Origin of the sequence: Streptococcus porcinus (genome assembly GCF_901542335.1) — a bacterium.
Lineage (GTDB): Bacteria > Bacillota > Bacilli > Lactobacillales > Streptococcaceae > Streptococcus > Streptococcus porcinus_A.
In genome coordinates this window covers 1,502,135-1,517,117 of the sequence record NZ_LR594036.1, presented here as the reverse complement: position 1 = coordinate 1,517,117, position 14,983 = coordinate 1,502,135, and the positions used below count along the sequence as shown (strand labels likewise).

General features: G+C 37.2%; 20 protein-coding genes. 14 read left to right on the top strand and 6 right to left on the bottom strand.

The genetic code is table 11. The features are described from left to right. Nucleotides 1-2 precede the first annotated feature (2 nt). From FGK96_RS07290 to rsmI, 9 genes are all read left to right on the top strand, one after another. Nucleotides 3-956 (top strand): branched-chain amino acid ABC transporter permease, encoded by a 954-nt coding sequence (locus tag FGK96_RS07290; protein ID WP_138082675.1) that lies wholly within the window; start codon nucleotides 3-5, stop codon nucleotides 954-956. Beyond that, the gene (locus tag FGK96_RS07285) at nucleotides 957-1,721 is read left to right on the top strand and encodes an ABC transporter ATP-binding protein (RefSeq protein WP_138082673.1); all 765 of its coding nucleotides are present in this window, start codon (nucleotides 957-959) and stop codon (nucleotides 1,719-1,721) included. It begins immediately after the preceding gene. Continuing rightward, nucleotides 1,721-2,431 (top strand): ABC transporter ATP-binding protein, encoded by a 711-nt coding sequence (locus FGK96_RS07280; protein WP_138082671.1) that lies wholly within the window; start codon nucleotides 1,721-1,723, stop codon nucleotides 2,429-2,431. The genes FGK96_RS07285 and FGK96_RS07280 overlap by 1 nt, the downstream gene beginning before the upstream one ends. A gap of 59 nt (nucleotides 2,432-2,490) precedes the next feature. Next, nucleotides 2,491-3,153, top strand: coding sequence for a CBS domain-containing protein (locus tag FGK96_RS07275; RefSeq protein WP_138082669.1), 663 nt, complete (start codon nucleotides 2,491-2,493; stop codon nucleotides 3,151-3,153). A gap of 81 nt (nucleotides 3,154-3,234) precedes the next feature. Beyond that, complete coding sequence (gene tmk / locus FGK96_RS07270; RefSeq protein WP_138082667.1) at nucleotides 3,235-3,864, top strand: dTMP kinase; 630 nt, start codon at nucleotides 3,235-3,237, stop codon at nucleotides 3,862-3,864. 21 nt (nucleotides 3,865-3,885) lie between these two features. Beyond that, nucleotides 3,886-4,761 carry a DNA polymerase III subunit delta' gene (locus tag FGK96_RS07265; protein ID WP_138082665.1) on the top strand — a complete coding sequence of 292 codons (876 nt, stop codon included), beginning with the start codon at nucleotides 3,886-3,888 and terminating at the stop codon, nucleotides 4,759-4,761. Next, nucleotides 4,758-5,558, top strand: coding sequence for a regulatory iron-sulfur-containing complex subunit RicT (ricT, locus tag FGK96_RS07260; RefSeq protein WP_138082663.1), 801 nt, complete (start codon nucleotides 4,758-4,760; stop codon nucleotides 5,556-5,558). The genes FGK96_RS07265 and ricT overlap by 4 nt, the downstream gene beginning before the upstream one ends. 43 nt (nucleotides 5,559-5,601) lie before the next feature. Further along, nucleotides 5,602-5,877, top strand: a complete 276-nt coding sequence (gene yabA / locus FGK96_RS07255; protein WP_050791098.1) for a DNA replication initiation control protein YabA — start codon at nucleotides 5,602-5,604, stop codon at nucleotides 5,875-5,877. Between the two features lies 1 nt (nucleotide 5,878). Then, the gene (gene rsmI / locus FGK96_RS07250) at nucleotides 5,879-6,748 is read left to right on the top strand and encodes a 16S rRNA (cytidine(1402)-2'-O)-methyltransferase (RefSeq protein ID WP_138082661.1); all 870 of its coding nucleotides are present in this window, start codon (nucleotides 5,879-5,881) and stop codon (nucleotides 6,746-6,748) included. Between the two features lie 677 nt (nucleotides 6,749-7,425). Here the strand turns inward: rsmI and FGK96_RS07240 are convergent. Further along, nucleotides 7,426-8,058: a copper homeostasis protein CutC gene (locus FGK96_RS07240; protein WP_138082659.1), complete on the bottom strand. Its 633-nt coding sequence runs from the start codon at nucleotides 8,056-8,058 to the stop codon at nucleotides 7,426-7,428. Between the two features lie 124 nt (nucleotides 8,059-8,182). Between FGK96_RS07240 and serC the strand changes: the two genes are divergently transcribed. From serC to FGK96_RS07215, 5 genes are all read left to right on the top strand, one after another. Beyond that, entirely contained in the window at nucleotides 8,183-9,277 is a 1,095-nt protein-coding gene (gene serC, locus FGK96_RS07235) for a 3-phosphoserine/phosphohydroxythreonine transaminase (RefSeq protein WP_138082657.1), read from the top strand. 23 nt (nucleotides 9,278-9,300) lie between these two features. Further along, nucleotides 9,301-9,852: a GNAT family N-acetyltransferase gene (locus FGK96_RS07230; RefSeq protein WP_138082655.1), complete on the top strand. Its 552-nt coding sequence runs from the start codon at nucleotides 9,301-9,303 to the stop codon at nucleotides 9,850-9,852. Nucleotides 9,853-9,906: 54 nt separating this feature from the next. Further along, the gene (locus FGK96_RS07225; RefSeq protein WP_138083516.1) at nucleotides 9,907-11,085 is read left to right on the top strand and encodes a phosphoglycerate dehydrogenase; all 1,179 of its coding nucleotides are present in this window, start codon (nucleotides 9,907-9,909) and stop codon (nucleotides 11,083-11,085) included. Between the two features lie 68 nt (nucleotides 11,086-11,153). Next, nucleotides 11,154-11,633 carry a methylated-DNA--[protein]-cysteine S-methyltransferase gene (locus FGK96_RS07220; RefSeq protein ID WP_138083515.1) on the top strand — a complete coding sequence of 160 codons (480 nt, stop codon included), beginning with the start codon at nucleotides 11,154-11,156 and terminating at the stop codon, nucleotides 11,631-11,633. Between the two features lie 12 nt (nucleotides 11,634-11,645). Beyond that, the gene (locus tag FGK96_RS07215; protein WP_138082653.1) at nucleotides 11,646-11,999 is read left to right on the top strand and encodes an arsenate reductase family protein; all 354 of its coding nucleotides are present in this window, start codon (nucleotides 11,646-11,648) and stop codon (nucleotides 11,997-11,999) included. 86 nt (nucleotides 12,000-12,085) lie between these two features. On the opposite strand, the gene FGK96_RS07210 is transcribed toward FGK96_RS07215, so the two are convergent. The 5 genes from FGK96_RS07210 to FGK96_RS07190 all read right to left on the bottom strand — a co-directional run bounded on the left by FGK96_RS07210 (nucleotide 12,086) and on the right by FGK96_RS07190 (nucleotide 14,915). After that, nucleotides 12,086-12,502, bottom strand: coding sequence for a VOC family protein (locus FGK96_RS07210; protein WP_138082651.1), 417 nt, complete (start codon nucleotides 12,500-12,502; stop codon nucleotides 12,086-12,088). Between the two features lie 9 nt (nucleotides 12,503-12,511). Then, a complete protein-coding gene (locus FGK96_RS07205; RefSeq protein WP_138082649.1) occupies nucleotides 12,512-12,895 on the bottom strand; it encodes a VOC family protein in 384 nt (127 codons plus the stop codon). A gap of 227 nt (nucleotides 12,896-13,122) precedes the next feature. Beyond that, nucleotides 13,123-13,347, bottom strand: a complete 225-nt coding sequence (locus FGK96_RS07200) for a hypothetical protein (protein ID WP_138082647.1) — start codon at nucleotides 13,345-13,347, stop codon at nucleotides 13,123-13,125. 76 nt (nucleotides 13,348-13,423) lie between these two features. Further along, nucleotides 13,424-14,086 (bottom strand): DNA alkylation repair protein, encoded by a 663-nt coding sequence (locus FGK96_RS07195; protein WP_138082645.1) that lies wholly within the window; start codon nucleotides 14,084-14,086, stop codon nucleotides 13,424-13,426. 1 nt (nucleotide 14,087) lies between these two features. Beyond that, nucleotides 14,088-14,915, bottom strand: coding sequence for an exodeoxyribonuclease III (locus tag FGK96_RS07190; protein WP_138082643.1), 828 nt, complete (start codon nucleotides 14,913-14,915; stop codon nucleotides 14,088-14,090). Nucleotides 14,916-14,983 lie beyond the last annotated feature (68 nt).

The following is a 14,983-nucleotide window of genomic DNA, read 5'->3' as shown; positions in this document are numbered from 1 at the left end:
GGATGAGAAAAAATAAAAAATCCCTCGGAACTTGGTTAATCATGATGACCTGTCTTTTTCTTGCCCTTAATTTTTTGATTAATGGTGGTTTACTTGGTCCTTATCATGTACAAATTCTAATGGGAATTGGTATTTCAATTATTATGGCTATGGGGACCAATCTAGTTCTTGGTTTTTCAGGCCAGTTTCCGTTAGGTCAAGCAGGTTTTATGGTAATTGGGGCCTATGCTACAGCTATTTTCACAAATTATATGCCAACTTATCTCGGATTTTATATTTCCATGTTATTGGGTGTTTTGGTAGCGGGGGTACTTGCAATTATTGTCGGTTTCCCAACTCTACGACTCAAAGGAGACTATTTAGCTATTGCTACCTTGGGTGTTGCCGAAATTATTCGTATTGCAATAGTTAATGGAGGAGATATTACAAATGGTGCAGCTGGATTGACAGGAATCCTGCGTTATAGTACGTGGCCGGTTGTGTTTGTCTTTGTAGTTTTTATTGCAGTGGCAATGCTCAATTTTTTACGTTCGTCAGTTGGTCGTCAAGTTATCTCGATTCGTGAAAATGAGATTGCTGCAGAATCAATGGGTGTTAATACGACGAAAATAAAAGTTTTAACCTTTGCTTTTGCTGCGACGACAGCAAGTATTGCGGGTTCTTTATACGTTGGTTATATTGGAACGGTTGTTCCTAAAGATTTCACCATTATGCGGTCTATTGATTACTTGATTATTGCGGTACTGGGAGGTTTGGGATCAATGACAGGTACGATCCTCGCTGCTATTGTCTTAGGAGTACTTAATATGTATTTACAAAGCTTCTCCGATATTCGGATGATTATTTATTCTATAGCTTTAATCTTAGCAATGGTTTTCAAACCTGGTGGTCTTATGGGAACTAAAGAACTTGTCTTATCAAGTTTATTTTTTGACATAAAGAAGGAGGGCAAATAAATGGCACTTCTTGAAGTTAATCATTTAACCAAAAATTTTGGTGGTTTGACGGCTGTTGGTGATGTCACGATGGAATTAAACCAAGGAGAACTAGTAGGATTAATTGGTCCAAACGGAGCAGGAAAAACAACATTATTCAATCTTTTGACGGGAGTTTACCTTCCGAGTGAGGGGACAGTAACCTTAGATGGAACTTTACTGAATGGAAAAGCTCCCTATAAAATTGCTGCTCTTGGCTTATCACGCACATTCCAAAATATTCGTCTTTTTAAAGATATGTCAGTACTTGATAATGTCTTAATTGGCTTAGCCAATCAGGAAAAAGATAATCTTTTAGCAAGTATCTTACGCTTACCAAGTTATTATAAAAAAGAGACTGAGCTAAAAGAAAAAGCTCTTAAGCTCTTAGCAATTTTTAAATTAGACCAAGAAGCTAATACCTTAGCTAAAAACCTTCCTTATGGGCAGCAGCGACGTCTTGAGATTGTGCGAGCATTAGCCACTAAACCTAAAATTTTATTTTTAGATGAACCAGCAGCTGGAATGAATCCTCAAGAAACAGCAGAATTAACAGCATTAATTCGTCAAATTAAAAATGATTTTGGTATTACGATCATTTTAATAGAACACGACATGAGTTTAGTAATGGAAGTAACCGAAAGAATTTATGTTTTAGAATATGGTCGTTTGATTGCTCATGGGACACCGCAAGAGATTAGAAACAATAAACGGGTCATCGAAGCCTATTTAGGAGGAGAACTGTAATGCCTATGTTATCAGTTGAAGACTTATCAATAAATTATGGTGCAATTGAGGCTGTTAAAGACGTTTCTTTTACTGTTGAAGAAGGAGAAGTTGTTACTCTCATTGGTGCAAATGGAGCAGGAAAAACGTCCATTTTACGTACTATCTCTGGTTTGATCAAGCCCAGTAAGGGTAACATCTCTTTTTTAGGTCAATCTATTGAGAAGTTACCAGCACGAAAAATTGTAGCCCAAGGTTTATCTCAAGTGCCAGAAGGGCGGCATGTCTTTGCTGGATTAACGGTGATGGAAAATTTAGAGATGGGAGCTTTCTTGATAAAGGATAAGGCAGAAAATCAACGAACTTTAAAAATGATTTTTGAGCGTTTTCCACGTCTCGAAGAACGTAAAAATCAAGATGCCGCCACTTTATCTGGTGGGGAACAACAGATGCTTGCAATGGGAAGAGCCTTGATGAGTAAGCCCAAATTATTACTTTTAGATGAGCCTTCTATGGGATTAGCACCTATTTTTATTAATGAAATTTTTGATATTATCCAAGATATTCAAAAACAGGGAATGACTGTCTTGTTGATTGAGCAAAATGCCAATAAGGCCTTATCAATAGCTAATCGGGCCTATGTTTTGGAAACTGGAAAAGTAGTTTTATCTGGTTCAGGTTCAGAATTATTAGAATCAGATCAGGTGAAAAAAGCTTACCTAGGCGGTTAGAAGGACAAATTACCTGAGATAGGTTATCTAAATAAAAAAAGAGATTATGAGGAATTGTTATGGCTGTTAAAGATTATATGACAAAAGAGGTCGTCACTATTACACCTAATACTGGTGTAGCTCAGGCTGCTGATATTATGCGAGATCAAGACATTCGAAGACTTCCTGTTATGGAAGATGGTAGCTTAGTTGGTCTTGTCACTGCAGGGACTATGGCTGAAGCAACACCGTCAAAAGCGACCAGTTTATCTATTTACGAAATGAATTATCTCCTTAATAAAACAAAAATTAAGGATATTATGTTAAAAAAAGTGATAACAATCACACCAGAAGCTAGTCTCGAAGATGCTATTTATTTAATGTTAGAGCATAAAATTGGTGTATTACCAGTTCTTGATAATCATCAACTCTGTGGGATTATTACAGACCGAGATGTTTTTAAAGCCTTTCTTCATGTTTCTGGTTATGGAACTGAAGGAGTACGTGTTGTTTTAGAGGCTGATAATGTTGTTGGAGTCTTAGCTAAAGTTGCAGAATCTATTTCTAAAGCAAATCTTAATATTGGTCGTATTGTCGCTGATACACGAGCTACAGGCAAAACAGTTGTGGAACTCCAAATTGATGGAAATATAGATCGGTCTATCTTAACTGAAAGATTACAAGCTACAGGTGTGACAGTTATTTCAGTAGAGGCAACCCATCTTAAAGCAAATCTAGACTAATCTTTTACTGCCTTGACGAAAGGCAGTGTTTTTTTGTTTAAATTTTGGTAAAATAGTAACAGAAATGAAAAAGGAACAGATATGGCAAAAGGTAAATTAATTACATTTGAAGGGCCAGATGGTGCTGGAAAAACGAGTGTTATAGAGGGACTAATTCCTCTCTTAGAAAATATAAATCAGACTGAAATGGTAGTGACGCGAGAACCAGGAGGAGTAACAATTGCTGAGAGTATCAGAGAAGTTATTTTAGATGTCCGAAATACGGCTATGGATCCTAAAACAGAACTTTTACTCTATATTGCTGCCAGAAGGCAGCATTTGGTTGAAAAGGTACTACCTGCCTTAAATCAAGGTCAAATAGTTCTGATAGATCGCTTCATTGACAGCTCTGTTGCCTATCAAGGAGCAGGTAGAGGTCTCTCAAAAAAGGATATTCAATGGCTAAATAATTTTGCAACAGATGGGGTCAAACCTGATTTAACCCTCTACTTTGATGTTAGTCCTGAAATTGGTTTAGCCCGGATTGCAAAAAACAAAAAGCGTGAGATTAATCGTCTTGATATGGAAAAAATTGAGATGCACCAGCAAGTACGAAAAGGGTATTTGGAGCTAGCTAGTGAAGCTCCTGACAGAATTGTGACGATTGATGCTTCCAAGGCTCTAGATGATGTTATTGCGCAAGCTTTTGGCATTATCAAAGAAAAAATCTAAAGATAAGGAAAGGATGATTGGATGTCTATTGAAGAATTGGCCCCCCAAGCCTATAGGTCTTTTCAAACTATATTAGCAAAAAAGCGTCTAAATCATGCTTATTTATTTTCAGGTGATTTTGCCAATTTTGAGATGGCCTTATACTTAACAAAAGCTATCTTTTGTCAGGATTTAAAAGATAAGCTTCCTTGTGACAGATGCCGTTCTTGTCAACTGATTACAAAAAATGAGTTTCAGGACCTTACCATTTTGGAACCAACTGGACAGGTTATTAAAACAGAAGCTATTCGAGAAATGTTAAAAAATTTTTCTCGGACTGGTTATGAAGGGGAGCAGCAAGTTTTTATTATTAGAGATTGCGAAAAAATGCATGTAAATGCTGCCAATGCTCTCTTGAAGCATATTGAAGAACCACAAAGTGCTTCTTATATCTTTTTATTGACTAACGATGATAACCAAGTTTTACCCACGATCAAAAGTAGAACTCAGATATTTCGTTTTCCTAAAAATGAAGATTACTTATCTAGGCAGGCTCAAAAAGCTGGACTACTGAAAAATCAAGCTGATTTAATGGCAAAATTAGCTAAAAGTCCTGATGACCTAGACAAGCTCGTTAAGGATTCTAAGATTTTAGAGTTTATAACTTTAAGTCAAAAATTTACACAAAGTCTACTAAGTAATCAGGAAAAAGCATATTTAGAAGTAAGTCGGTTAGCGACTTCGGCCCTAGACAAAAAAGAACAAGATATCATTTTAAAACTTATTACCTATCATTTGGCCAATGATTATAATCAACCAAAAGCAATCCATTACCTGGATGGGCTCTATTTAGCAAGACAGATGTGGGAGAGTAATGTCTCCTTTCAAAATTCATTAGAATACATGGTGCTATCATGACAAGTACAATAGGAGTTAAATTTGTAGATTCGCCTGTAACAAGGTATGTTATATCAGAACAAGATTTTCCACTTGACACTTGGCTTGTAATTCAAAGTAGTAAGGGAGACCAACTTGGTCAAGTTACGCGTGGTTTAAAGGAATTTAAAGAGACCCAACTACCCAAAGAGATGCCTTATGCTTTGCGTCAAGCAAATCAAATGGATATAAAGGCTTTTGTCACCAACAAAGATTTAGCCGAAAAATCAAAGGACCAAGTACGTGCTTTAATTGCCCAAAATCATTTAAATATGAAGCTAATTGATATTTTTTTTCCGTTGGATCGGAATTATGTCATGATTACATTTTCGGCGGAAGAACGTGTGGATTTCCGTCAACTCTTAAAAGACTTAGCGGCATTATTTAAGACACGTATTGAGTTAAAGCAGCTAAATAGTAGAGAAGAAGCTAAGGTTTTTGGAGGTATTGGACCATGTGGCCGTCCACTTTGTTGTTCTAGTTTTTTAGGAGAATTTCCAACAGTGTCCATTAAGATGCTAAAAAATCAAAGTTTGTCATTGAACTCTGGAAAAAACTTAGGTTACTGTGGCAGACTTTTATGCTGTTTACAATATGAAGATGACTTTTATAGCGAAAGTAAAAAGAAATTTCCAGATTTTGGTAGTATAGTCATGACAGATAATGGTCCGGCCCGTGTTCTTTCAATCAACATTTTTAGTGAGAGCTTAAAAGTCATTTTAGAAGATAAACAAACTGTTTTAACCTATCCATTAGAGGAGGTAACCATTGGTAAATAAAAGAGAGCTATTTGATGCATTTGATGGATTTTCTCAGAACTTAATGATCACCCTAGCTGATATTGAAGCTATGAAAAAGCAAGTCCAAGGCTTAGTTGAGGAGAACACGGTCTTACGCCTTGAAAATACTAAATTGCGAGAGCGCCTCAGTCAACTAGAAAATGAAACCCTTGCTAAGACACCTTCTAAACAAGGAAATGAACATTTAGAAGGTATTTATGATGAAGGTTTCCACATCTGCAATTTCTTTTATGGCCAGAGGCGTGAAAATGATGAAGAGTGCATGTTTTGCCGTGAATTATTAGACAGAAAGTTGTAATATGCAGATTCAAAAAAGTTTTAAAGAGATAAAAACTACAGGCAGCTTGTACCTAGTACCTACACCGATTGGTAATCTGCAAGATATGACTTTTCGAGCAGTCGAAACCTTAAAAACAGTAGAATTTATTTGTGCTGAGGACACGCGTAACACGGGTATTCTTCTCAAGCATTTTGGAATTAATACAAAACAAATTTCTTTTCATGAACATAATGCTTTTGAGAAAATTCCACAACTAATAGAATTATTAGAAAATGGTCATTCGCTGGCTCAAGTATCTGATGCAGGTATGCCTTCAATTTCTGATCCTGGTCATGATTTAGTTAAAGAGGCTATAGCTCATGAAATCAGTGTTGTTGCCTTACCGGGAGCTTCAGCTGGGATAACGGGGCTAATAGCGAGTGGTATTGCTCCGCAACCCCATCTTTTTTATGGTTTTTTACCACGAAAGGTAGGGCAGCAAAAAGCTTTTCTTGAAGAGAAAAAAAACTATCCGGAGACACAGATTTTTTATGAATCACCTTATCGTGTCGCCGATACCCTTTCCCATCTCTTAGAGGTTTATGGTGATCGTCAGGTTACCTTGGTCAGAGAGCTTACCAAGGTTTATGAGGAGTATCAAAGGGGATTAATATCTCAACTGCTAGAATATATCAATCAAAAGCCTTTGAAGGGAGAATGTCTCCTCATTGTTTCGGGTCATGATGCGAATCAGGATATAGATCAAGAAAAAGACGTCGATTATGTAGCTTTAGTGCAAGAAGAAATCAATCAAGGCTGTAAGCCAAATCAAGCAATAAAAAGGATTGCTAAAAAATATCAGCTTAGCCGTCAGGAACTTTATCAAACGTTTCATCAAAATCGAAGCTAACCTCGCCTAGTTAGACTTAAATGTTAAAAAATGTATGGGTTTAGAATATTAAAAGAAAAGAATTATACTATTTTTAAGAAAAAAGTTTTTTGCTATAATGACTTAGAACATCAATACAAAGTAAAAATAAATTAAGATTTGAGGTAATTTAGAAGGGACCAAGATGAAGCAATAGGTTACACCATTTTAGCAATTTATGGGGTAATTTTTATTATCGGGATGCTATCACTTGTGATGTCTGCAATTGGGAACTGGCGCTTATTTCAAAAAGCAAATTAGCCCGGGTGGTCTGCTCTGATTCCGATATTAGCTGGTTTTACCAAATATAGGATTACATTTGGTCCAGAGAACAAAAGGCTCTATTTTATAAGCTGGGTCATTTCGATTATTTTTATTATACGCAATTTTACTTTATCAGAGCTTTGGAGGTTCAAGAGAACTAGCAGTTTTGAGTTTGTCTTCCCCAGCAATGACAACTTTAGTACTTGCTTTTGGTAGAGGATATCAACACAATACTTATCAACCGATGTTATATTTTGTGAGTAACAATAAAAAAAGCTAGTGGTGGGCGACTGTGCATTTGGTGCCTTACCACTGGCTTTTTGTTATAAATCTTACTTGGGTTGGGGTCTAAATTAACAGTAAATAGGAATTTTTGTGAACAAATGAGCAGTTTCTTAAGCAATTTTAGTGCCATGAACAATAACAGTTCCTATTTTTTGGCTGAGGTCAAGAGCATTTTGAGCTGTAACACCGCCACCGATCATGATTTCAATTTTAGAAGCGGCATAAGAAACGATTTTCTTGAGGTGATCTATATTATCATAGATGTCATTAGCTTCCATAGAACCATGTGTCAAAATTCTGACAAAACCGTAATCAATCAGTTGATCTATAGCATCAAATTGATCTTTTTCTGGAATATGATCAAAAGCCATGTGAAAAACTAAAGGTAATCCCTGTGTCGCAGGTAGGAGTTGTTCAATAGCTTCGGTATCAAGTTGTCCCTCATCAGTTAGTAAGCCCAAAACTAAGGCGTCTGAACCAGCTTCAACTGCTTTTATAATATCTTCTTCCATGGCTCTAAGTTCAATGTCATTATAAACAAAATTACCAGCTCTTGGTCTAATCATGGTTGCGACCGAAATAGACTTATCATGAAGTAAGTTACATGCTTCTTTAATAATTCCAAAAGAAGGTGTCGTGCCACCGACAGCCAAGTTATCGCAAAGTTCAACACGATTAACCTCTAATCCTTGCAATAGGTTTAAACTGGTTAGATTTTCTGCACAAAATTCTTTTATTAACATAACATCCTCCTCTATCTATTTCAATTATATCATTTTTAGGAATAGGAAATAAGTTGGAAAAATCTTTGTAAAATTCTGAAAATTATGCTATACTCTGTATTATTATTCGATTCGGAGGTGTTTTATGACAATTTATAATTTCTCTGCAGGGCCAGCAGTCTTGCCAAAATCTGTACTGGAAAGAGCTCAAGCTGAGATGCTTGATTACCGATCCAGCGGCATGAGCGTTTTGGAATTGTCACACCGCTCCAAAGAATTTGAAACAATCATTAAAGAAGCAGAAAACTTGCTTAGAGAACTAATGGCAATCCCTGATCATTATAAAGTTCTTTTTTTACAAGGAGGAGCTTCAACACAATTTTCAATGATTCCTATGAACTTGGCCAAGAACAAGAAGGCTTATTATCACGTAGCTGGCTCTTGGGGCAAGAAAGCTTATACAGAAGCGCTGAAACTAGCTAAAACAATTCCTTTTGAGCCGTTATTACTAGCTTCTTCGGAAAAAGACCATTTTACTAATATTCCCTTATATGATAAAGCAGTAATTGATTCTGAAGCCGCTTATGTCCATATCACAACAAATAATACTATTGAAGGAACAGCCATTTATGATTTACCAGATACAAATGGCGTGCCTATTGTTGCTGATATGTCTTCAAATATCTTGGCTGTTAGATACCAGATTGAAGAGTTTGGAATGATTTACGCTGGTGCGCAGAAGAATATTGGACCAGCTGGTGTCACAGTTGTGATTATTCGTGACGATTTATTGAACAAAGAGCCGATGTTATCAAGTATGTTGGATTATAAGGTACATGTGGAGGCACACTCTTTATATAATACACCTCCTGTTTATAGCATCTATATTGCTAAAATGATTTTTGAGTGGATCAAAGGGCTAGGAGGCTTAGATCAGATGGAACTTATTAACCGCGAAAAATCGGGTTTACTCTATACTTTTATTGAACAGTCATCCTTTTACAATAACCCAGTAAAAAATCCAAAGGAACGCTCGCTGTCAAATATACCTTTCACAACGCCTTCTGAGGCTTTAGATCGTCTATTTATCGAAGAAGCTGAGAAGGCAGGCTTTAAAAATATTAAAGGTCATCGTAGTGTTGGTGGTATGAGAGCAAGTATCTATAATGCTTTTCCTAAAGAAGGTGTTATTGCTTTAGTCGATTTTATGGCTCAATTTGAAGCTCAAAATAGTAAGTAAATCGAGATGAAAAGAGGCAAAATATGAATATTAGATTAGCCTTTCCTAATGAAGTGGATTCGATTATGACAATTATTGAAGATGCTAAAGCAGTACTGGCATCTTATGGAAGTGATCAATGGCAGGATGGCTATCCTACTGCAGACGTCATTATAGACGATATTATTGATGGGGTTGGCTATGTGGCCTTAGAAGATGGTGAGGTTATTGCTTACGCGGCAGCAATTTATGGTAATGAAGAAGCCTATAATGCTATCTATGATGGACAATGGCTAACAGATGACAGACACTACATTACATTTCATCGGATTGCGGTTGCAAAAGACATCCAAGGGAAAGGTATAGCACAAACTTTTGTAGAAGGATTGATTGAGGGTTTTGATTATGATGATTTTCGTTGTGATACTCACGAGAAAAATTTAGCTATGCAAGCTATTCTGTCAAAATTAGGCTTTCACTTTTGTGGAAAAGTTCCCTTGGCTGGAGTGCGCTTAGCTTATCAAAAACTCAAAAAAGAAGATGAAAAGACGGTAAAATACCAAGAAATTGATGAAGACCGTCGTTACGATTTTTAGAAGCATAATCAGGAAGGAGTGCTGGAGAAGCAAGCCTTCCCAGTAAAAATAGATATGGTTTATAGTGTAAAAACTTTTAATAATATTAACCAAATTGGTTTAAAAGAGCTTGGAAACCAATTTCAAATTGATGGTGATTTAGCAAACAATCCGGATGCCTATATTCTAAGGAGTGAGCAACTACACGGGCACCTCTTTCCAAGTAACTTAAAGGCAGTAGCCAGAGCTGGGGCAGGAACAAATAATATTCCAGTTGATCAGGCTAGTTCAGAAGGGGTTGTCGTTTTTAATACACCTGGAGCAAATGCAAATGCAGTAAAAGAAGCAGTATTGGCAGCTATCTTAATGGCTGCTCGAGATTATATTTCTGCTAATCACTGGGCTAATCTATTACAAGGTGCTGATCTTGGTAAGCAAGTTGAAACTGGCAAGAAACAGTTTGCTGGAACAGAGATCAGTGGTAAAACGCTTGGAGTTATTGGTCTGGGGGCAATTGGGGGTAGAATAGCTAATGATGCCTATCGTTTAGGAATGAATGTTTTGGGTTATGATCCTTATGTCTCAATTGAGACTGCTTGGAGTATTTCAAGTCATGTGCAAAGGGTTAATAATCTCAAAGAAATATTTGCTAAGTCTGATTATATAACGGTTCATGTCCCACTAACCCAAGAGACAAAAGCAACTTTTAATACTGAGAGTTTTGCATTGATGGCAAAAGGAACCACTATTATCAACTTTGCGCGTGCAGAATTAGTTGATCATCAAGCTTTGTTTGATGCAATTGAAACAGGGGTCGTTAAACGTTATATGACTGATTTTGCAAGTCCAGAACTTTTAAACAGGAAAAAAATCACTGTTTTTCCTCATGTTGGCGGTTCAACCAAGGAAGCCGAATTAAATTGTGCCATCATGGCAAGTCAAACCATTAGACGTTTTATGGAAACTGGTGAAATTACAAACTCAGTTAACTTTCCAAATGTTCACCAAGCCCTAACTGCTCCGTATCGGATTACCTTAATCAATAAAAACGTCCCTAACATTGTCGCGACTATTTCAACAGCGGTATCAGCTTTGGATATTAATATTGATAATATCATTAACCGCTCAAAAGGTGACTATGCTTACACCTTAATTGATTTAGACGAAGGCGATTTAAATAAGGTTAAGCAATTAGTAGAAGATTTTAAAGCTAGTGAGAATATTATTCGTGTGCGGCTGATTAAGAAGCCTTAAGATAAGTTCCTTGACCTTTGATGTTAAGGGATAAATTGAAACAAGGAATAGGAATGGTTGGAAAAGTGATGAGCTTATCAAAAATAATTTATCATTCTCCCATTGGAGATATGTCCTTAATAGCAGATGAAGTAGGGTTAATTGGTGCTTGGTTTCAAGGTCAAAAGTATTTTGAAGCTGGTATCTGTGAAGTTTCGCAACTGCAAGAGACTGTCGTGTTAAGGGAGGCATGTCAGTGGTTAGATACTTATTTCTATCAAGCTCAACCAACTAAAGCTGACTTTCTTTCTATAAAGGGTTCGGACTTTCGTCAGAAGGTTTGGCGTTGTTTACAAGAAATTCCTTATGGAGAAACAAGAAGCTATAAAGACATCGCAGAGAGGATTAATTGTGCTTCAGCACAGGCCGTTGGTGGTGCGGTCGGCCATAATCCCCTTAGTATTTTTATACCTTGTCATCGAATAGTAGGATCAGATGGACAGCTAACCGGCTATGCTGGTGGTTTGGATAAAAAAATCTGGCTATTAGAGCATGAACAAGGTTTTTAGAAAGGATTTATTATGTACACTTTTTATGAATACCCTAAATGTTCTACCTGTCGTAAAGCAAAAGCTGAACTGAAACAGTATCTATCTGATTTTGAGACAGTGGACATCAAGTCTAATCCCCCAAGGGCTGAGCTTTTGAAACAGTGGATGGAGAATTCAGACTTTCCGATGAAGAATTTTTTTAATACTAGTGGCCATTCCTATAGAGAACTCGGTCTAAAAGATAAAATAGATTGTTTGACTCTAGAAGAGGCAACGCAGCTCCTTGCACAAGATGGTATGTTGATAAAGAGACCAATACTAGTTAAGGATGATAAAGTTCTTCAAATTGGTTCAAAGCAATCTTATGAGCGTTTTTTTAAATAAGAGTTGGGAAGGAAACTAACTCTTATCTTGACATTAAAAAAGACCAAGTGTTGAGTATATACTCAATACTTGGTCTTTTTTGGTCATTAGCTTGGTAATTCAGTGTTGATTTGCCACGTGATACCGAATTGGTCGATAAAGTTAGCGTAGGCTGGACTCCAGAACATTTCTTGGAGTTCCATCACAATTTCTTGGGCATTGACGGACAATTTAGCATACAGGTCTTGAGCTTCTTCGATACTATCAACAATAATTGCAGCAGACATGTTACCACCTGCTTTATACTCAAAGTCAGGATTTTCATCAGATAATTGAAGACGGATACCATTGAACTCCATTTGCGCATTCATCACGAGGTTTTCACGGTCTTTTGGACAATCTGGCACACCATCTTTCCAAAAGATTAAATTAGTGATTTCAGCTTTAAAGGCATTTTTGTAAAATTCAACAGCTTCTTTTCCGTTACCATTTGTAACTAAGTAAACATTCAATGCAGTAACCATTTTTTCTCCTTAATTCAACGATCTTGTTTGACGAATAGCGATGTAGTGACCCTCGTTATCAGTGAAAGTGAAGTGAACCATACCTTGATATTCCATAATTGGGTTTGTATTGACCCCATTTTCAGTCAGGATTTGGTATTCAGCTTCTAAATCATCAGTTTCCATCAAGAGTGAAGGAAATTCAAGGTTCATTCCAGGATTTGCTTGTGCTACTAAATCCTTATTGTGGATTCCAAATTTAGCAGCGGCATCACGTGAAGGTGCTACTTCGTAAGATTTTACCCCTTCAACATCTGTTTGATCCGTTATGACAAAACCCATCTTTTCTGTCCAAAAAGTCATTGCAGCTTCAGTGTCATTAACATAAAGCATTGTTGTTGATTTAGCAATCATTTTTCTCTCCATTAATAATATATAGTTTTAGGTTATTATAGCCCTACTTTGGTAAATTAACAAAAAATTCGACTTGAAAACCTAGAATTTCAGTAACATTTTTCTAGAAATTCTGACTTTATAATCTTATGTTTAACGGTCGAATCAATAGCCACATGGAATGTTTGATATCCGAACTGGAAGCTATGGTTATCAATACTTGGAAATTTTAAGATTTTTCCAGAGATTTAAGCCTCTTGACTGACGATTAATGGGTGCTGTTGGTATTGGTAATATTGGATAAGTCCTACGAGAACATTATCGCTATTAGCAATGATAGCATCAATCGTTCTATACCCAAGGAAGTATTTTGTAAGTTTATAGCCATCATCATAGCTGGAAATATTGCCTAGACTATCAAAAAAAGAAGTATTGTCGAAGATGGACCCATAGACAATTTTTGTTGATGTCAATGTCGCATTACTTTTTACATTTCGCGAAAAGAGACGCGAAAAGAGAAAGGTAGGATGTAACGTCTGTCTCTTCTTTTTAGATATATTTACTGGCTTCTCTGATTGAAAGTGGTGCCATTTGTTTTTTATGTTCTTTGACAAACTTTCGCACCCAATCAGGATTGGTCTTCGAATAATCCCGCAAGCTCCAACCGATGGCTTTATTGATGAAGAATTCTGACGATCCCAGATTGTTTAAGATAATAGTAGCCAAAAGTTCCGGCTTGGTTTTATCTTTTTTGCCCAACTGATGATCAATGGCGATGCGTCGCAACCAAAAATCCTCTGACAGCGAGAGTTCCAACATGAATGCATCCCGCCTGTCGTCCTCAATGCTGCCCAAAATGTGGTCAAAATGGTCGATGGAATCCCACCACTGATTGCTACTGACATAGGTTAAGAGTTTGGGAACATGGTCGAAGCTTAGCCATTTAGCCAAAGCCCTAAGATAATCACAGACAAAGTAGTGCATTTCCCGTTTGGGACTTGCCCAAGAAAGGTTGAGCAAGTTCCAGTCGATGGACTTAGCCTTTTTATCCGCCACAATAATATCTTTGTAGATGAGGCGACGAGGGCCCGCAGGAATGCCGTAAAAGTCAAAATGGTTTTTCATATAGGCCGCCATTTTTTCAGCTTGTCCAGGATCAGCTTGGGAGGCCATACGCTTCTCAAGCAAATCAAATTTTTCTTGGCTTGTCATCTTAGAGATCGATTTCAAGGAGAATTGGTGTATGGTCTTGACGGGTACCAGAATCAATCATTTCAGATTTAAGGACCTTATCAGCTACTCTGTTTGACGTTAACCAGTAGTCAATTCTCCAGCCGGCGTTATTCATTTTACTAGTCTTGCTTCGTTGTGCCCACCAAGAGTAGACATTTGGGATATCTCCGTGAAGGTAACGGAAAGTGTCTGTGAAGCCTTTTTCTAAAAGTGCGGTAAAGCCAGCTCTTTCTTCGTCAGTGAAACCTGGAGAGCGACGGTTACTTGCTGGGTTGGCCAAGTCAATCTCTTTATGAGCGACATTATAGTCGCCTGTAGCAAGGACAGGTTTTTGAGCATCCAATTGCGCCAAATATTCAGCATACTTGATATCCCATTCTTGACGATCGGCTAGGCGTCTTAGGCCATCACCGGCATTTGGTGTGTAAACTTGGGTGACAAAGAACTCTTCGAATTCTAACGTAATAATGCGTCCTTCAGCATCCATGGTTGTTGGCGCTCCAATTTTTGGGAAAGTAACTACTGGATTTAGCGTTTGTTTATAAAGGAACATGGTTCCTGCATATCCCTTACGTGCGGGTTCAACAGAAGAACGCCAAACATGTAAGTAATTTGGAAAGTAGTTTAAGATGCTTTCTAAGTGCTTTTTGGTAGGTCCAGTGGCTGATAGTTTTGTCTCCTGGATAGCAATAATGTCAGCATCTTCACTGACTAGACGGTCAATAACGGCGCGTGATAGTAGTGCACGTGCTGATTCTCCTGTTAAGGCAGCATTTAACGAATCAATATTCCATGAGATGAGTTTCATATAATTCTCTTTCTGTCATTAAGTTAAGTCTATTTTAGCAAAAAATAGGCTAGCAAGCTATTTTTTCA